Source organism: Methanothrix sp. (assembly GCF_016706325.1).
Classification (GTDB): domain Archaea; phylum Halobacteriota; class Methanosarcinia; order Methanotrichales; family Methanotrichaceae; genus Methanothrix.
The window spans coordinates 812,030-830,094 of record NZ_JADJJX010000001.1 but is presented as its reverse complement, the minus strand read 5'-3'; the positions used below and the strand labels follow the sequence as shown (position 1 = coordinate 830,094).

17 protein-coding genes are annotated in these 18,065 nt (G+C 57.1%); 4 read left to right on the top strand and 13 right to left on the bottom strand.

Annotated elements, in window-relative coordinates; all coding sequences use genetic code 11:
- Position 1 precedes the first annotated feature (1 nt).
- The 4 genes from IPI63_RS04335 to IPI63_RS04320 form a co-directional block, all read right to left on the bottom strand.
- Complete coding sequence (locus tag IPI63_RS04335) at positions 2-631, bottom strand: hypothetical protein (protein ID WP_292476858.1); 630 nt, start codon at positions 629-631, stop codon at positions 2-4.
- The gene (locus tag IPI63_RS04330; RefSeq protein WP_292476856.1) at positions 619-2,436 is read right to left on the bottom strand and encodes a PINc/VapC family ATPase; all 1,818 of its coding nucleotides are present in this window, start codon (positions 2,434-2,436) and stop codon (positions 619-621) included. The genes IPI63_RS04335 and IPI63_RS04330 overlap by 13 nt, the downstream gene beginning before the upstream one ends.
- A 50-nt stretch (positions 2,437-2,486) precedes the next feature.
- Positions 2,487-3,221, bottom strand: a complete 735-nt coding sequence (locus IPI63_RS04325) for a hypothetical protein (RefSeq protein ID WP_292476854.1) — start codon at positions 3,219-3,221, stop codon at positions 2,487-2,489.
- A gap of 65 nt (positions 3,222-3,286) precedes the next feature.
- Positions 3,287-4,411 (bottom strand): geranylgeranyl reductase family protein, encoded by a 1,125-nt coding sequence (locus tag IPI63_RS04320; protein ID WP_292476853.1) that lies wholly within the window; start codon positions 4,409-4,411, stop codon positions 3,287-3,289.
- Positions 4,412-4,560: 149 nt separating this feature from the next.
- Here IPI63_RS04320 and thiC point away from each other — a divergent pair, with 149 nt between their 5' ends.
- Positions 4,561-5,844 carry a phosphomethylpyrimidine synthase ThiC gene (gene thiC / locus IPI63_RS04315; protein ID WP_292476851.1) on the top strand — a complete coding sequence of 428 codons (1,284 nt, stop codon included), beginning with the start codon at positions 4,561-4,563 and terminating at the stop codon, positions 5,842-5,844.
- Here the strand turns inward: thiC and IPI63_RS04310 are convergent.
- Positions 5,841-6,308 carry a hypothetical protein gene (locus IPI63_RS04310; RefSeq protein ID WP_292476850.1) on the bottom strand — a complete coding sequence of 156 codons (468 nt, stop codon included), beginning with the start codon at positions 6,306-6,308 and terminating at the stop codon, positions 5,841-5,843. The two genes, thiC and IPI63_RS04310, sit on opposite strands and share 4 nt — an antisense overlap.
- 101 nt (positions 6,309-6,409) lie before the next feature.
- Here IPI63_RS04310 and IPI63_RS04305 point away from each other — a divergent pair, with 101 nt between their 5' ends.
- Together IPI63_RS04305 and IPI63_RS04300 are read left to right on the top strand one after the other, a co-directional pair.
- Positions 6,410-7,513 carry a DUF373 family protein gene (locus IPI63_RS04305; RefSeq protein WP_292476848.1) on the top strand — a complete coding sequence of 368 codons (1,104 nt, stop codon included), beginning with the start codon at positions 6,410-6,412 and terminating at the stop codon, positions 7,511-7,513.
- A gap of 6 nt (positions 7,514-7,519) precedes the next feature.
- Positions 7,520-8,410, top strand: coding sequence for a tributyrin esterase (locus IPI63_RS04300; protein ID WP_292476847.1), 891 nt, complete (start codon positions 7,520-7,522; stop codon positions 8,408-8,410).
- On the opposite strand, the gene IPI63_RS04295 is transcribed toward IPI63_RS04300, so the two are convergent.
- The 3 genes from IPI63_RS04295 to nadC all read right to left on the bottom strand — a co-directional run bounded on the left by IPI63_RS04295 (position 8,404) and on the right by nadC (position 11,654).
- Positions 8,404-9,513, bottom strand: coding sequence for a cell division protein FtsZ (locus IPI63_RS04295; protein ID WP_292476845.1), 1,110 nt, complete (start codon positions 9,511-9,513; stop codon positions 8,404-8,406). The genes IPI63_RS04300 and IPI63_RS04295 overlap by 7 nt on opposite strands.
- 85 nt (positions 9,514-9,598) lie before the next feature.
- On the bottom strand, positions 9,599-10,843 hold the full coding sequence (locus IPI63_RS04290) for a hypothetical protein (protein WP_292476843.1): 1,245 nt from the start codon (positions 10,841-10,843) through the stop codon (positions 9,599-9,601).
- Positions 10,806-11,654, bottom strand: a complete 849-nt coding sequence (gene nadC / locus IPI63_RS04285) for a carboxylating nicotinate-nucleotide diphosphorylase (RefSeq protein WP_292476841.1) — start codon at positions 11,652-11,654, stop codon at positions 10,806-10,808. Before nadC ends, IPI63_RS04290 begins: the two co-directional genes overlap by 38 nt.
- A gap of 40 nt (positions 11,655-11,694) precedes the next feature.
- On the opposite strand from nadC, the gene IPI63_RS04280 reads away from it, so the two are divergent.
- Entirely contained in the window at positions 11,695-12,507 is an 813-nt protein-coding gene (locus tag IPI63_RS04280) for an aspartate dehydrogenase (RefSeq protein ID WP_292476840.1), read from the top strand.
- Between the two features lie 72 nt (positions 12,508-12,579).
- On the opposite strand, the gene IPI63_RS04275 is transcribed toward IPI63_RS04280, so the two are convergent.
- The 5 genes from IPI63_RS04275 to IPI63_RS04255 all read right to left on the bottom strand — a co-directional run bounded on the left by IPI63_RS04275 (position 12,580) and on the right by IPI63_RS04255 (position 18,063).
- Positions 12,580-13,701, bottom strand: a complete 1,122-nt coding sequence (locus tag IPI63_RS04275) for an acetoin utilization protein AcuC (RefSeq protein ID WP_292476839.1) — start codon at positions 13,699-13,701, stop codon at positions 12,580-12,582.
- A complete protein-coding gene (locus tag IPI63_RS04270; protein ID WP_214065990.1) occupies positions 13,698-13,895 on the bottom strand; it encodes a hypothetical protein in 198 nt (65 codons plus the stop codon). The genes IPI63_RS04275 and IPI63_RS04270 overlap by 4 nt, the downstream gene beginning before the upstream one ends.
- Before the next feature lie 159 nt (positions 13,896-14,054).
- Entirely contained in the window at positions 14,055-14,930 is an 876-nt protein-coding gene (locus IPI63_RS04265; protein ID WP_292476837.1) for a presenilin family intramembrane aspartyl protease PSH, read from the bottom strand.
- A complete protein-coding gene (cyaB, locus tag IPI63_RS04260) occupies positions 14,927-15,490 on the bottom strand; it encodes a class IV adenylate cyclase (RefSeq protein ID WP_292476836.1) in 564 nt (187 codons plus the stop codon). Before cyaB ends, IPI63_RS04265 begins: the two co-directional genes overlap by 4 nt.
- Complete coding sequence (locus IPI63_RS04255) at positions 15,487-18,063, bottom strand: valine--tRNA ligase (protein ID WP_292476835.1); 2,577 nt, start codon at positions 18,061-18,063, stop codon at positions 15,487-15,489. Before IPI63_RS04255 ends, cyaB begins: the two co-directional genes overlap by 4 nt.
- Positions 18,064-18,065: the final 2 nt, after the last annotated feature.

The window sequence follows — 18,065 nt, the reverse complement described above, 5'->3', positions numbered from 1 at the left end:
GTTATCTCGACCTTGTACTGAGATCCGGCATGCCATTTATAGTTGATAAGCTTAATGGTAGTACGACAAAAAGCGTAGTGGAGATCGATCCAGGAGCGGGAGAAATCGGGCCGTCCTGATCACTCAGCCGGCCGATCCTTCCCATGGCTATGCCCTTCTGGGGGAGAAATCGGGCGCTATAGATGTGGTAGTCCCCATAGATGGATTTGCCGTTCTGGGTGAGGATGAGGCGGAAGAGGGATAGGTCATCGGATAGGACATCCAGATGGAGCTTATCTCCCAAGGTCGTGCCGCTGGCAGAGACGTTCTGCTCTTTCCCCTCCGCCAGGATCTTTCCCTTGCCGAAGATGACATCATTGGACTGATACATATCCAGTTGGAGCCTTCTTTCTATACTGTCATCCAGCTCCAGCACCCAACTGACTGAAGGGCTCAGGAGCCTGGCTTTGGGCCCGGTCGCCTCCTGGCCCACTCCCGCTTCGGCCACATTCTTTCCCATCAGGACAGGGGTGGCGTTGCCCCTCTGGTCCTGCTGGGGATCGGGGTCAAGGGCGCTGGCGTCCATAGGGAGCACTCCTGCAGCCAGGACGAAGAGAACAATAACGATGGCAATAGGCCTTATAAGCCCCATTCAGATCCCGCCCGGCTCACCTCTATCCTATCTCCCTTCCTCATCCTCTTGATGATCCTCTTGGCCATCTCCGAGGACTTGGCGATGCGAATATCCCCCCTCCGCCCCACAGTGGCGGTGAAGGCCGGCTCATTTCCCACCTGAACATCCACCGACTCCCCGGCCATGCCCTCCAGCCAGAGGATGATGTGCTTGGACGTCTCCTCCATCCTCAGCTCGGGCACCGCCGGCTCGTCCTTTGCCCGGACATCGATATGCATCCCCAGGCTCCTCTCGATCTGATCGATGTTCTTTCCCGCCCTCCCTATCACCCTTGCCGCATCCTCTTGAGGCACATGGATCACTGCACTGGAGTCGGTGAGCATCTCCACCTTGAAGGGGCCCCGCACATGGTGAGAGATCTCCTTCTCGATCTCCCTGCTGGCCAGCCTCCAGGAGGGCTTCTTCTCCTCCCTGGTGACGGGCATCACCACAATCTCCTCTCCGTAGGAGTACATCTCATATTCCGCCTGCCCGCCCTCAAAGTCCTTGACCACGATCACCGGCCGGGCAAGATCCGCCTCCATCATCCCTGAGGGGACCTTGACTGTGAACTCCACATCCAGGACCTTGGTCACCTCGCCCTTCTCGATGAAGACCACTGTATCCACCACCTGGGGGATCATGCCCAGCTCCACCCGGCCCAAGAGCCTCTGCAGGGCATCGATGGGCTTGTTGGCATGGACCACTCCGATCATGCCCACCCCGGCGAGCCTCATATCAGCAAAGACCTGGAAGTCGCGCGTCTTTCTCACCTCATCGTAGATGGTGTAGTCAGGCCGGACCAGGAGCAGTATATCAGCCGATGCCTCCATGCTCCCCTCCAGAGGGCCGTACTGGGTGATCTCCGGAGGGACCTGCAGATCGCGAGGAGACTCCATCGTCTTGACCACATAGTTGCAGTCCAGGAGATGCTGGGCCACTCCCGCGGCGAAGGTGGACTTGCCCGACCCCGGCGGACCGGCGATGAGAATCCCCCTCTGCCCCTCGCGGAGGCGGGTCTTGAGCATAGAGCTGTGGCGATAGGAGTCGAAACTCACCTTTGCCACCGGCCGTACGGCTGTGATCTCCAGGCCGTCGGAGAAAGGCGGCTTGGTGATGGCGATTCTCATCGGCCCGATCTGGATTATCGCTGCCCCCATCCTCTCCATCTCCACATAGCCATCTGGATCGGCCTTGGCCCGCTCATATATCTCCCGGGACAGCTCCCTCAGCTCCCTCTCCGAGGTCGGCCTCTCGCCCAGCCGGACCAGGGAGAAGTCACCCACGTGCCCCCTCTTGGCCATGGGTATGGCGCTCTCCTTGAGGTGTACGGATAGAGTATCCTCTGTGAAGTACCTCTCCAGGGAGAGGGGCCGGATCGCCTCCCTCTGGGGGCGAACATACTCCACATCCAGGCCCATGGCCTCTGCCACCCGAGATTGAACCTGATCGCTGGTGAGAAAGGACGCCCCCAGCTCCAGGGCGACATCCCTGATCATGGCATCGATCTCTCCCCCACCGGCGAGCTTGATCTGATCCAGGTTCGGCCTGATTCCCACATACTCCAGCTCGATCCTGCCGGCCTTGGCCAGCTCGGAGAGCTTTCTCAACTCCTCCAATCCCCTCAGGCCGATCTCCCGGCCGTGGTTGGCCTGGGCCTCCAGCTCCGCCACCACAGCCTCAGGCACTACAATTCTCCGGCCCTGGAGCTCTCCTGCCTTGATTCTGGCAGAGACTCTGCCATCTATTACCACACTGGTATCTGGCACTAGCGGTTGCGCCATTGTCGAAAACATCCTTTAATTATCAATTATCGTCTAAATCAAAAATATAGCTAGAGATATACTATATCCATCTTTCGCTTTTTGGCGATCCAATCCAGTACATAGTCAATATCAAGCTGCCTTCTGATCTGCGGGCTGGCCCTGAGGGCCATTACCGGACCCTTCTTCAGGGCCTCAGATATCCTGCTGGAGGCCTCCTCTCCGAATCCCGGATCAAGCCTCCTTATGATAAAAAGCCTGATATCGTTGCAGGCAAATCCGCCATCTGTGTGGTGGCCAAACTGGATGCAGATGTTGCCCGGATTGGAGAGCAGGCGAAAGGCCACATTGTAGCTGGCAAACTTATGCCTGTCGTACAGCTTTCTATCGCAGAAGGCAGGCTTGAGGTCCTCCTCTATGATCTCCTGGCCCAGCCTCATCAGCTCCTCTCTCTCCTGGCTTGAGTATTGGGGGCAGCCGGCCAGCTTCAATGTATTGAGATTTTTTAAAGAGTTCTCCTTCTGATGGCAGTACTCATCGCTGTCCGCCTCCCAAAAGTCCCGGCTTAAGGGAAACGAGGCGGATGCGTAGCTGTCGCAGTTCTTGCATTTCAATCCAATTACGACCTCTTTCTCCAGGAACGGCGCGATGCCTTCCATTATATCCATGGCCTCAGCAATGCGAAAGTCCGCTCCCTCTCCGAGATGCCTCTTCGCCTCCCGGACTGCATTGAGTATCTCGTGCTCATTGTCCATAGGCTGTCCTTCAACTGCCAGGCGCAGGCCTGGCCATACGAACCCTATCAAAGAAACCCATCTCAGATAAATAGATTGCCGAAGGTCCTCATCGGAGAGCGATCGGGTCCTGTTTTTCAGTGCATGGACAGCAGCCCCAGGGGCAGCCTGGGGGCCATCCAGCGTACAAACTCCTTATAAGACCTCCTGGCTGCAGGAATCTCAATATACCTGTCCAAAGCCTCATTATGCCGTTCCAGCACCCAGGAGAAGGCTTTGGGATGGCTATGCATGGCCCGGGAGAGGAGCAGGGCATATCTGAGCTCCTCGCCCAGCTCTCTGTTGCATCTCTTCTCATAGAACCGGGCTGCATCCCTCTCCTCCTTCTCTTCTATTGCCTCTGCTGCCATCCCTCCCGAGCGGAGAGCATAGTAGATTCCCTCGCCGGTGAAGGCATCAACCAGGCTGGCTGCATCCCCGGTCAAGAGCACCCTGCCCTGGGCGATGCGCCTTTTTCTTCCTCCCATCGGTATGGTGTGGCCATGTAAGAGCTGATCCGGTTCGAATCCGTTCTCCAGAAGAAAACGCCTCATTATCTGGCGGGGATGGCGAAGCTGGGATGCCAGGCCTCCTATGCCCACGGAGTAGTACCCCCGGTGGGGGAAGATCCAGCCATAGCCCCCGCTTGCGATTCCGAAGTGAATATCCAGAAGGCTGCCCAGCCGGGACTCGATCTCTCGATCATCAGCCTCGATCTCCGTCACCAGACAGATCCCGATATCATCCCTTGAGACCTTCCCCGATATCCCCTCTTTCAAAGCATCCTGACAGCCGGAGGCGATGACAAGAAACCGGGACCTATAGATCTGATCCCTTGTCCGGACAGATACATGATCCTCTCTTTCGCTATAGCTCAGAGCGCGGGAGAAAGAGATGCCGGCTCCAGCCTCCTCTGCCTTCCGGAGGAGGAACTGGTCAAAAGCGCTCCTGGTGACCAGGGTGGTCAGCCTGTAGCCTTTGCTCTTATCCTGAACCAGATCCCGGAAATGGATTCGAGCCCCGGTTATGGTCCTCTCGCATATGGACTCGGGAAGACGAAGCCCCAGACAGGAGGCGGCGCGCTCAGTCAGGGCTCCTCCACAGGCCTTGTAACGGGGAAACACCTTCTTCTCCAGGACCAGGACCTTCATCCCCATTCCGGCTGCCGTCCGGGCGGCATTCGAGCCCGCCGGTCCAGCGCCCACCACCACCAGATCATACACAGATATCAATCTATTATATTGCCAGTATATGGTTAATAGCTTTCGCCGGTCGGGACTGCTGTCCAATAAAGCTCTCTTGGTCCAGTTTTTAGCGATGGGGCAGATCACTCTTAAATAGCCCTGCATTGTCAGATGATGCTGGTGAAGAGATGGGATTAATAGAAGATGCACGTGCAGGCAGACTGACGGAAGAGATGAAGATCGTGGCCGAGGAGGAGAGGAAGAGCCCTCAGTTTATACTCCGGGGCATAGCCAGCGGCAGGATAGTTATCCCCCGCAGCCCTTACCGTTATACCAGGCCAGTGGGAATAGGCAAGGGCCTGCGCACCAAGGTGAATGCCTCTATCGGCACCAGCAGCGATATTGTGGATGTAGACATGGAGGTGGCAAAGGCGCGCACAGCGGAGGAGAATGGTGCAGACACTCTGATGGAGCTCTCCACCGGCGGGGACTTCCTGGAGATAAGGAGACGGGTGATCGAGGCCACAACACTGAGCGTGGGCAGCGTCCCCCTTTACCAGGCTTTCATTGAGGCCATAAGAAAATATGGTGCCGGGGTGGACATGCCTGAGGACGACCTCTTCCGGGCGACAGAGGCGCAGGCGAAGATGGGGACCAACTTCATGGCCATCCACACCGGCATCAATAGCATCTGTATAGAACGGCTCCGCGGCCAGGGGGGGCGGTTTGGCGGCGTATGCAGCCGGGGAGGAGCCTTCATGATCGGCTGGATGCTGCATAACCAGAAGGAGAATCCTCTCTACCGGGAGTTCGACTATCTCCTGGAGATCCTCAAAGAGCATGAGGTAACCCTAAGCCTTGGCAATGGCCTTCGGGCAGGGGCGGTGCACGACTCCACCGATCGCGGTCAGATCCAGGAGCTGATAATCAACTCCGAGCTTGCAGACAGAGCCCATGCGGCAGGAGTTCAGACCATAGTGGAGGGGCCGGGGCATATCCCCATCGATGAGATAGAGGCCAATGTCCGGGTGATGAAGAGGATGACCTCCGAGAAGCCCTTCTATATGCTCGGCCCTCTGGTCACAGATATCGCTCCCGGGTATGATCATATCGTGGCAGCCATCGGAGCCAGCCTCTCTTCTGCCTATGGAGCGGACTTCATCTGCTATGTCACCCCGGCTGAGCACCTCGCCCTTCCCGATGTGGAGGATGTGAGGATGGGAGTCATCACCGCCAGGATAGCAGCTCATATCGGTGATATGATCAAGAACGATGATCGAGAGAAAGATCTGGAGATGGGAAGGGCGCGCAGGGATATGCTCTGGGAGAGGCAGTTTGAGCTGGCCATCGATCCCGAGACCGCCAAGCTGATCCGGGCGGATAGGATCCCCTCAGATGCAGAGGTCTGCACTATGTGCGGGGATTTCTGTGCTTTAAAAATAATAAAAGAGAATATCGACCTTGCCCGTTAGGTGAAGAGGACATCATAGCCGAACTGCAGGACAGGGGTGCTGGATAAAACGATCTTCAATTTTGCCCCGGCGATCAGGTCATTCGCCTGGAAGGTGATCCGGCCGGCATCCCTCTCCTCTCCAAAAGCTGCTATCGGCTCCTTTGATAGTCTGATATTGTCTATTGCCTCTTCTGAGGCTCTGATGCTGATGGTGGGATCATTCCAGCCGCCCTCAATGCTCCTGTTTATTCGCGCCGATCTCATATCCAGGCCCACCCGGAAGGTGCTGGCATCATCCCGCGCCACCTCCAGATTGATCCTCTCATCACCCATAATGGCCTTCAGGATATCTGGGGCTTGATCGATCTTCCGGTTATAAGAGTCGATATGCTTTTGCGTCTCCGTCATGTCGATGACGAAGGCACCGGCTCCAAAGATCAGAAGCACAAGAGAGATCGCTGTGCATAAGATTGATCTTCTCATAGCCGTCCATCGCCTCTTTTTAAATAAATATTTTTTGGACAATTGATCAGGTGTCATTTGCCACAGAATCATTTAAGTACAATCTTTTCAAATAGTAAAGCATGGATGTCCTTGTGCTCTGCATAGACCGGGACAATGACCTGGGCCGAAAGGGTGGTGTCATAACCCCCGTTGTGGGCAGAGAGGCCAACATAAAGGCCGCCCTGAATCTGGGCATGGCCGACCCGGAGGACTCGGATGTCAACACCATCTTCGGTGGGATCAAAGCACTGGATGAGATCATTGCGTCAGGGAAGAGCGCTGAGATCGCTTCCATTGCCGGGGACCTGAAGGTCGGCCTGATCTCAGACAGAATGCTTGCCGCTCAACTGGATGATCTGCTCGATCGCCTGCATCCCATGGGAGTGGTTGTGGTCTCAGACGGGGCAGAGGATGAGGCCATACTGCCCATCATAACCTCGCGGGTGAGGGTGGAAGGGGTGCGCCGGGTCTTGGTCAAGCAGAGCCCCAACCTGGAGAGCACCTACTACCTTTTAAAGCAGCTCTTCACCGATCCCAAGCTCAGCCATACCATATTCATCCCCCCGGCCCTGGCTCTGCTCATGTTCGCCTTCTTCAGCCTGATCGGCTACCCCAGTTGGGCGATAGTGGCCATCACCGGCTCGATAGGGCTGTATCTCTTATTCCGCGGACTGGGACTGGACGACTCCATGGAGGAGGTCAAGCAGACCCTCAAGAAATCCCTTTATGCCCGAAAGATCGCCTTTATAACCTATATCCTGGCGGCGATGCTCGTCGTAATCGCCACTGTCAACGGGGTGGCATACTTTTGGCAGTACCTGCATGAGCCCACCTTTCCTGGATACTTCACCCTGATCATGATCTATCTTTACGAGAGCATCTGGTGGTATATGGCTGCGGCCTTATGTGTGAACCTGGGCAAGGTCATGGATATGTATCTGGAGGGGATAAGAGATGCTCGCACCATATCCTTCCTCTTCTTCATCCTGGCCACAGGCCTGATCATCTGGTCCGCCAGCAGCTTCATCCTGGCCAGCAATGCCGATCTGGAGTTTGGCATCGGCATGGTGGAGTCGGTGCAAAAGCTGGCCATCTCCGCCATCGGAGCCATCCTGATCACCGTTGTGGGGATCAATGTATCCAAACGCATAGCCACTGACGAGGCCTTCTTGCCCTTGAAGTGATCCTCAATGCTCAGGATCCAGGCTGCGGGGGAGAGGTGCCTTGGTGATAGCACCTTCGACTTCTACTGGCAGCATAAGGGCACCAGGCTCGATCCCGATAAGAGCGTCGACGGCATCAGCCTCAGGCAGATTGTGCAGGCACTGCGCCGGGGAGAGAGGGTGATGATCAGCGGGGATGTGGGAAGCCGCCTGGGCTCCAGCCTGGGGGTGGACCTCCTCCGTCTGGGCGGAAGGGGCGGGCCGATCGAGGGCACGGGCAGCATAGTGGTGGAGGGAGACGTGGGGCGGCGAATGGGGATAAGCATGCTCAGAGGAGCGATTTATGTCTCAGGCAGAATCGAGGAGCCCATGGGAAATGTGATCGAGGCTGAAAGCGATCTGGCCGGATATAGGAAGTTCGTCTCCATCACCGAGGCCCTGGAGAAGAGCATCGATATCATCGAGCCGAACAGAATGGACGAGCAGGGGATGTTCATCGAGGATGGGATAATCCGGGATACCCTGGGGGCGAGAAATCCCACTGCCAAGGTGATCCACCTGGAGGGGGATGCGGGAATGAGCACCGGCATACTGATGAGCTCCGGCCAGATAATTGTGGAGGGATCCGCCCGGGAGAACACCGCCGTCCTCCTGCGCGGAGGGAGGATTGTGATAAGGGGCCGGACCGGGGATTTCACCGGGGCAGAGATGAGAGGCGGAGAGGTCTATATAGAAGGAGACGCCGGAAGCTTCACCTGCGCCAGGATGAGAGGAGGCGCAGTCTATGCCCGTCAGGCCCGGCCCCTGCCGCCGGCGGGGACGCATCCCCTGAGCCCGAGAGAGAGAAGCCTTGTGGCCAGGGTGCTGGATCTGGGGCCGATGCAGGCTCTGATGTACAGCCGCTTTGGCCTTCAGTAGATCTCTTCCAGATCCTCTATATGGGCAAAGGCATCATCGAGCTGCTTTCTGGCACGCAACCTCTTCTCCTTCTCCTCCTGCATTCCCCGCGCTGCCTGGGCATAGATCGATTCCAGCTCCGGTGCTGCTGCCAGGGTGAAGATGGAGAGCACCCTCGGCTGCCCCTTCTTGACCACGATCCCCTTGAAGACATGCCCTGCGCTGGCAGCGATCTTCTCCACCTCCTTGGTGATCTGATCCACATCCAGATGCTCCTGCGACCCCTGGATGATGACCATCGCCCGGGCGGCATCATTCGCCACATTCGCCGGATAGAGCAGGTTGTTGGGCTTCAGGCTGTTCTCTATGGCATCCTTGACTGAGGAGTTCTTTCCATCCGCCTGGTAGAACCCCATGGTGCCTATGCGCAGCCCTCCATTCATGACCGTCTTGAAGTCCCCCAGATCAGTCACCGAGAGCATCTCACTGTCCAGGGACTCTATCAGGAAGAGCAATCTCCTGGCAATGGTGCTGTTGATCCTGTCATAGGCGCTGGCAATATCACCACCGAGCCGCTTCATATACTGGTTGTCAGCAAGGATGATGCCCTCTGCATCCAGCTCCATCAGCTCCCTCATGCTGAAGGCAGCATTCTGGAGATAGATCGATCCCTCCTCCCGGAAGGGCAGAATGGCGATGGTCACCACAGCGATGTTCGGGTACTGCCTCTTCAACTCATTTATTAGGAGCGGGGTGAAGGAGGAGCCCGTGCCGCCGGAGGTTGAGGTGATGACGAAAGCGAGATCAAAGTCACCCCTCTTCTCGATCTCTCCCATGATGCTGTCCCGGTTCTCCATGAAGGCCTGCTTGCCCACGTTTCTGTTCGCTCCCATGCCATGCAGATTGGGAACGTGCAACCGGTCTTTGGCGGTGGTGTATCTCAATTCCTTGAGATCATTGATCGCTGTATTGATCGCCAGGGTCTCCACCCGGCTGGGGAACTTCGGTCGCAGGCAATACTTGGCGATCTTCGAGGCTCCCCCGCCGCCCATTGCTTCCTTATTCACAGCATCCAGGATTCTGTTTCCGCATTGGCCCAGGCCAAGGATAATTACGTTAAGCATGATATCAGTCTCTCTATTCTGTTGAGTTTATGTGGCATTAAGTGCGATTTTATCGATCCGCTCCCTCTGGTGTATATACCTTTGTTTAATATTTATATTCTCTGTGTCTCCTATACAGCCAGGCAATGATAATTATGATTGGGATCAGGAGTAGTAAATATTCATATTTATACTCTCGTTTCAGTACCACTACCTCTGTCGACCCTTCCCTGATCGCAGAGCCATCTCCTCCATCGAATGTGGCCTTGAGGTGGACGGTGTAGTTGCCAGGATCTTTGCCCGAGAGCATCACTGAGTAGTTGACCTCGCCGCCCGGCGGTATCTCAAAGAAGCTTCTGTCAAAGCTGCCGCCCTCCAGGCCCACCGGCGGGGTTATATCCCCTTTGGCCTCGATCCTGGTCGCCGGTGCTGCCCCCACATTGGCGAGGCTTATGTTCACCATCGCCTTGCCCCCAGGGGCTATGGGCCCGGATGAATCCATCCTTACTGCCAGCTCGGCGATGCTCTTTGGATTGATCACGATCTCAAAGGGCAGAGAGCTGTTCATCTTGACGTTATCCTTGGAGTCGGTGTAGCTGACCTGGATGGCTGAGACCTGGATGGTGCCCTCTTTTATGGCATTCATCATATACACAGCCGAATCCGACTGCCCTGGATCCAGGCTATCCTTGATCTTGGGCGGGTAGCCGGCCACATAAGAGAACTGGGGCAGGGGCGGGGAATCGTCCAATCTGATATTCAGTGCTTTGCCTGTCCCCTCATTTGTGATGGTGACAGTGGCCTTGACCTCATCGCCCACATTCAGTTCGTTCCTGTCAAAGCTCTTCTGGACGGAGAGGGCAGGCTTGCCGCCAGCGGATATCGGCCGATCTGAGGCCCGCCGGCTGGGGGTTCCCAGGCTTTTGCGGTACTCAATCCTCACCCTGGCGGAGCTCTCATCCAGGATGTCGACCACCGTAAGGGTAATGCCCCCTATCTCTGCCCCTCCGATGAAGTTGTTCGCCCGGTTCTCCAGGAATGCCCTCTGCTCATCCAGTCCGCCGCCAATTTTTGAGACCTGCAGGACTGCTATGCCGTCTTTGACCGACTGGATCTCAATGAGCTCCACTCGATAATTGCTGATATCTATTCTATCCCCGATCCCCAGGGTGAAGTCGTTATAGATTACCTCGTCCTCATCCTTGTCGCTCTTATCTGCCCCCTGGGCTGCTCCCATGAAGGCCCCTGACAGGAAAAGAATAAGGACGGCCAGGCAGACCAGGCGCAGAACATCGGGGCGCTGCTTTTTGCCTTTAAGGGATCTCTCTGCCCGCATTCCACTCTCCATCATTCTCAATCTCCAGGCTCAAGTCAATCCATTTAGCATCTTTGGTCAGAGCACCAAGGGATATGACATCCACTCCACTTGCACCGTAATCCTTGATGTTATTCAGGGTTATGCCTCCTGATGCCTCCAGAATCAGCCTCTTGCGCAATCCCTCGGCCTCCAGGAGCTTGACCCCTGCAGCGATCTTCGCCGGGTCCATGTTATCGAACATGATGATATCCGCGCCCTCTTTTGCTGCTATGAGCATATCCTCAAGGCTCTCCACCTCCACCTCGATCTTCTTGGTGAAGCTGGATGCTTCACGGGCGCGACGCAGACATTCCTTCAGGCCGAGGATCATTATATGATTATCTTTGATGAGGATGGCGCCGGACAGGTTAAACCTATGGGTGTCGCCCCCTCCCAGATAAACTGCCCTCTTCTCGAATAAGCGGAATCCAGGGGTGGTCTTGCGCGTTGCTGCCACCCTCACCCCCCCGGCCAGGAGAACGCACTCCCGGGTGAGGGTGGATATGCCGCTCATCCGGGCAAGGAAGTTGAGTGCCAGCCTCTCGGACTGCAGGATCCCTCTCGCGCTGCCCGATACCTCCAGAACAGTGCTCATCGCCGGCACAAACTCGCCATCATCGAAGAGCAGCTCGCACTTCAGGCCAAAATAATGAAAGATCTCAGCCGCCTCTGCCAGCCCGGAGATGATGCAAGACTCCTTGGCGATAACGACTCCGCGAGCAGGCAGTTCTGGAATAAGAGTGCTGGAATCATCCCATTGGCCCAGGTCCTCGTCTATAAACCGCTCCAGCTCTGACCTTAGCATACCGCAAGGGTTTTGATCCTTGATCGATTTATAACCTGCGATGCCTCTCAAGGTCGGGTTGGTGGGCTGTGGTGCCATAGGAGCAGAGATCGCCGGGGCAATAGACTCTGGCATGGTGGATGCTGATCTGGTCAGTGTATTCGATCATAATCCTCAAACCGCCATTGATCTCATCGCCAGCCTGCAGCATAAGCCGAAAAAGAGCGATCTGGAAGAGCTGGTGGAGCTCTCTGATGTGGTGGTGGAGGCAGCCTCCCAGAGGGCGGTGCCTGCTGTCGCCAGGGCGGCCCTCTCCAAAGGCAGGAGGCTGATGATAATGAGCGTGGGCGCCCTTGCCGATCCAGTGCTCTTCACAGAGATAAAGGAGCTTGCCAAATCGCACTCCTCTCAGGTCTACATCCCCTCAGGGGCAATATCGGGCCTGGATGCCCTCAAGTCAGCCCGTTCCGGGCGGATCGAGAGGGTGACCCTGACCACCACCAAGAATCCAAGCAGCCTGAGAGGGGCCCCCTTTATCCTGGAGAACGGGATCGATCTGGATGCTCTCACCGGTCCGAGGGAGATCTTCTCCGGCAGTGCAATCGATGCCGTCCGGGCCTTTCCCGCCAATGCGAATGTTGCCGCCACCCTCTACCTGGCAGCAGGGGAGAAGGAGGTGCTGGTGAGGGTGGTCGCCGATCCGGATATCAGAGTAAATCGGCATGAGATAGAGGTGGAAGGGGATTTCGGAAGGCTTTATACCCGGGTGGATAACGTCCCCTCACCGCGAAACCCAAAGACCAGCCATCTGGCGGCTCTCTCCGCCATATCCACATTGCGCTCCATATCAGAGCCTGTCAAGATCGGGACCTGATGGGCCTGATCGATGATGGCCAAGGATAATTGTTAAGGATAATTGTTAAGGATGATGGCCAGAAATGATGACCTAAAAGAGAGAATGAAGCACATTCATCCTCTCTTTCAAGCCCAGAAGGGTCATTGAGAGCTCTTTATCGATCCTCTGCCCGGTCTGCGGGCCGATCCTCATCTCTATATCCGGATGGCAGAGGGGCTCATAGCCGGTGAGGTTTCTGAAGAGCTCTACCCAGTAGGGGGGGAGATACTCGGGCAGCGGCTCTCCTCTCAGGATATGAAGGACGCCGGTCCAGGCGGTGGGAACCACCATCATATTATAGCCTCCGCCGCCCAGGGCCAGCAGCCGGGAGCCTGAGTGCTTATCGGCCAGATCGAGTATCCTGCGGACGAGGGCGAAGTAGCCGGTAAGGGTCAGGTTCAGAGTGGTGAGGGGATCGGAGTAATGGGCATCCACCCCCAACTGGGCTACCACTGCCTGGGGCCGGAACCACTCGAAGATGGGGGGAACGATCTGGTCGAAGGCTCGTAGGTACTGATCGTCTCCAGCGTACATGGGCATGGGGATGTTCACGCTGTATCCCCTTCCCTCGCCCTCCCCCACCTCCTCTATGAATCCGGTGCCCGGAAAGAGGTACAATCCGGATTCGTGCATGGAGATGGTCAGGACATGGGGGTCGGTGTAGAATATCTGCTGCACCCCATCGCCGTGGTGGCCATCGATATCGATATAAAGCACCCGGTCGAAGCTCTCCCGCAAGACCCGGATGGCCAGGGCGGGATCATTGAAGACGCAGAAACCGGAGGCAACAGTGGGCAGGGCATGGTGCAGCCCCCCGCCGATGTTAAAGGCACTGCAGTCCTCGGCTGCGATCCTGCGGGCGGCATCGATAGAGGCCCCGGCCAGCATTCTGGATGCCTCATATATTCCCCCGAATACCGGGGTGTCGTCGCTGCCCAGACCAAAGGCCAGGTCCGGCTCCTCCAGCCTCACTGCCTCCAGGTACTCGGGGGTGTGTACCCGGAGGATGTCCTCTTCGCCGGCCGGGCAGGGCTCCAGCCTGCATACCCGCTCATCGATCAGCCCTGACTCCTCCATAAGGCTGAAGGTGAGCATAAGCCGGGCGGGGTTGAAGGGATGCTCCGGGCCGAAGTTGTATCCCTGGAACCGTTCGCTGTAATACAGGTAGATCATTTATAGCCTTTCTCTATCAGGCCGTCGCTCCAGTAGTTGTCACATCTCTTGCAGTAGTAGATCGTCTCAATTACGATCTTCTTCCAGTTGTCTGCATCCAGTGCCCGCCGGAGGTCCTTATTCTCGCACTCATTGCCGCATTTAGGGCAGAATGGTATGAAGTGCTCCAGGACTGCTTGGTCCTCGTCAGCCATCTGATATTCCTCTTTGGGAGCAGAGAGTCACGGGATAAGGCAAAAAGCTGTCGGTGCCCGGATGGCTCTGTGGCAAAGCCCAAGCATCCCCATTTCACCACAGGTGCAGGGGCACGAGAGTGGAGAGGAATGATTCTCCCCCGAGAGCAGCGAAGAGCTCTAGAAGGGCCGGAGCCCTGCAGCAAGACAGCCGGCGAGAAATCCGAGGATGACGCCGGAGTTGAGGAAGGGAAGGCCTGCCTGAGGGCGGCCCCTGGCAATGGCCATCAGAATGAGAAAGCCGGCATAGCTTCCCAGCATTGCTCCAAGAGCGGGGAGGTTTGGGCCGGGAAGGCCGCCTGATGGATATGACCAGCTTGCAGATACCACCAGGATGGTGGGAATGATGGCATCCCCCAGGCCCAGGAAGTAGGCTCCTCTCTCCCTCTCTCCCGTTCCTCCTCCCTGGTGGATGGCATCCTCATTCCTGCGCCTGAAGCTGTAATCCCTGCTCTTGGGAACGATAAACAGCAGGGGAACCTTCATCCTTATCGCCCCCTCGGCTAAAGAGATCATATGACGGGTTTTATAGACGGATATGGCATCGTAGACCGCCAGGACCGCCAATAGGATGATGACCGGCAGCACAGCCATGCTCAACCCCAGAAGGGAGCTGACCCCTGCGCAGATCAGGATTCCAAAGGCATCCAGGATATACCACTCGGGGTAATAATGAAGGAGCAACATAACTGCCAGTGTCGAGAGGAGGGCCGGCCACAGGGGCACAAAGGCGGATATCACAAAGAAAATGGTGATGGCAATGGAGATCTGGATGAATCTGCTGATCAGCCACTCTCCTATCAGCCTCATGGCCAAGAGGAGAGCAGCAGTGAAAATCAGGATGAGCAGAACATAGAATAGGGGATTGTAGATCGATCCTGGATCCTCAAATACCCGGCTGTCGGTGGCCGATATGGCCGGGGTTATGGCCAGGGCTATCAACTGCACTGCCACCAGAAAAGAGAGCATGACCAGAACTTGGAGCTTGGATCTCATGGGCCTGATACCGTCTCCCCTCCGTCCTTCCCGGACCGGCTCTTGCCCTTCTTCTCCTCCAGCAGCTCCAGGTAGGAGCAGCGGCTGGTCTCTCCCAGTCCCAGCTGCTCCAGCACCGATAGGACCTGCTCCCTCTCTCTCTCCCAGTCCTCCCCTCCCCGGGCCTCCACCTCCAGAAAGCAGCCCAGGCCCTCCACCTCATCCAGGGCGATGACCATTCCCTGATAGGAGTATTTCGTCCTCTTCTTGCGCAGCTCTGCTGAGGGGACAAATCCCAGGAGGGAGAGGATCTCCCCCATCCGGACGGGATCATCGATCTTGACCGTCAGCTCCTGGCGGGACTTGGTCTTCTGATCGAGCCTGGGGCCCTTATAGGTGAGCCGGGCCCCATCCTCCTTGATGCGGATTCTCAGCGCCTCATCGCTGGTCCTGAGGTCCCTTAAAGGTGAATTGAAATAGAGGTCAAGGTGGTTTTCCACCTGGAGGGGCGTGGCCCCCAGAGAGGCTATCCTCTCCCTTGTCCCCTCCTCTGCCCGGGCTTTGACCTCCACCTCGATCATCTTCGAACCAGCACTGTGGCCTCTTTGGTCCTGAGTATATCGACTGCCTCGCCGGCGGAGAGGGTCTGAACCTCCACCTCCACCCCCTCAGGGGGGAGCTGGATGGCCTCGCCATCCAGATCAATCCGTATCGATCCTGCCTCCCTCTGGCGGGCGACATCAGCCGGATCCATGCTCATCAGGGCGGCGATGATGCGCTGGCTCGTATCCTTGAACCGGGGGCCTATGACCTTCATCTGCGGCTTGACTGCCACGGGCTTCATCTCCAGGGAGGGGCTTCCCACCCTGCTCTCCACAGGTGAGTTGGCCACCCCGGCCAGGTCTGCCGTCTCCAGATCGAGATCGGAATAGACCACAATTCCGGGCAGCGGGGAGTTGAGAGCCATGCCCTTCTCTGCCTTATAGCGGCGTATAGTTGCCGCCACCTCTTTTATCGCTCTGCCCGCCTCATTCGCCGGCCATCCCCGGGCCACCGGCCAGCTCTGCACATGAACGCTCTGGCCTGTGAGGGTGTGATAGATCTCCTCGGAGAGGAAGGGGGTGAAGGGGGCCATGAGCCGGGCGAGCGTCTCCAGGGCGGTGAAAAGGGTGTTCTGGGCCGCCCTTCTCTGGGCCCCATCCTCGCCGTAGAGCCGGGCCTTGACCAGCTCGATGTAGTTGTCAGCCAGTACATCCCAGGCAAAGGCCCGGATGGCCTTCAGGGCCTCATCGAACTGAAACCTGTCCATGGCCTCTGTGGTCTTTGTGATCAGTTGATCCAGCTCTGCTGAGAGCCAGCCGTCAACCTGCCCGGGGGGGGCGTCAGTTGAGGCGATCAGGGGGAGGGAGAAGCGGAATATGGACCAGATCTTCTGCTGGAATCTGCTGGCGGCTGTTATCTCCTTCCACTGGAACGGGATATCATTTCCCGGGCTGCCGCCTATCGCCGCCCACTGGCGGAGGGCATCAGCCCCGTTTCTCTCGAAGACCTCCTCTGGGCGGATGAAGTTGTTCAGGGATTTGGACATCTTATGGCCGTCCTCGCCCAGTGCCATGCCGTTGATCAGAATGGTGTCCCAGGGCCGGATCCCTTCCAGGGCTTCTGTCCGCTGGATGGTGTAGAAGGCCCAGGTGCGAATGATATCATGCCCCTGGGGGCGGAGCTGGGTGGGCATGCGCAGATCAGCCCGGTCCGGCCAGCCGGCAACAGCCAGAGCAGAGATGGAGCTGTCCATCCAGGTATCCAGAACATCCTGCTCCGGGATGAACTCTGAGCTGCCACATCTGCATCTTTCCGGAGGCGAGGTCTGATTGGGGTCCAGGGGAAGCCACTCCTCCTCTGCCACCAGGGCCTCATGGCAGTGGCAGCAGTACCAGGCGGGTATGGGGGTGGCGAAGATCCTCTGCCTGGATATACACCAGTCCCACTCCATGGAGTCAGCCCAGTTCTCCAGCCGGACCCTCATGTGGGGAGGGACCCACTCTATCTGCTCAGCCATCTCTTTTATCGCCGGGGAATCGATCCTGACGAACCACTGCGGCTCAGAGAGGATCTCAATGGGGGTCTTGCAGCGCCAGCAGAGGCCAATGTTCTGCTCTAAGGGCTCATGCTTGAAGATCACGCCCTGATCGGTCAGGTCACGGGTGATCCTATCCTTCGTCTCCTCCACAGTCAGGCCGGAGTAGGGGCCGGCGATCGGCATCATCCTGCCGCTGCGATCTATTGCCTGGCGGAGGGGGAGATGATGCTCCATCCACCATCTGACATCCTGCTTATCTCCGAAGGTGCAGATCATGACCAGGCCCGAGCCGAAGCTCGAGTCCACCGCCGGATCGGCTATAACCGGCACCTGATAATCGAATATTGGTACCTTGACGCTCCTGCCGATGTATTTTTGATAGCGCAGGTCCTCGGGATGAGCTGCTACCGCCACGCAGGCGGGCAGGAGCTCAGGTCGGGAGGTGGCGATCTCGATCTCGCCCTCACCGGCCTGAAAGTGCATATAATTCAATGTCGAGGTGCGGGAGTCGTACTCCACCTCGGCCAGGGCAATTGCTGTGCCGCAGCGGGGGCACCAGTTCACCGGATGCTCCTCCCGGTAGATCTGCCCCTTCCGGTACATGCGCACAAATGAGGCCTGGGTCTTGACATAATACTCCGGCTTCATGGTGGCATACTCATTTGACCAGTCTATGGACAGCCCCAGCCGTCCCATGGACTTATGGAAACGATCGATCGCCTCCTCAGTCAATTTCTCGCAGAGCCGCCTGAACTCCGCTCTGGGAACCTGGTTTTTGGTGATGTGATTTATCTGCTCCACCTTCACCTCAGTGGGCAGGCCGTGGCAATCCCAGCCCTGAGGGAACATCACATTGTAGCCTCGCATGCGCTTGTAACGGGCAGCGAAGTCTATGTAGCACCAGTTGAGAGCATTGCCTATATGGAAGTCTCCTGTGGGATAGGGAGGAGGGGTGTCGATGATATACTGGGGCTTCTCCGACTCCCAATCAAAATAATAGATGGAACTATCCCAGCTCTGCTCCCATTTCTCTTCTACCTGCTTGAAGTTGTACTCTTTGGACAGCTCACTCATCA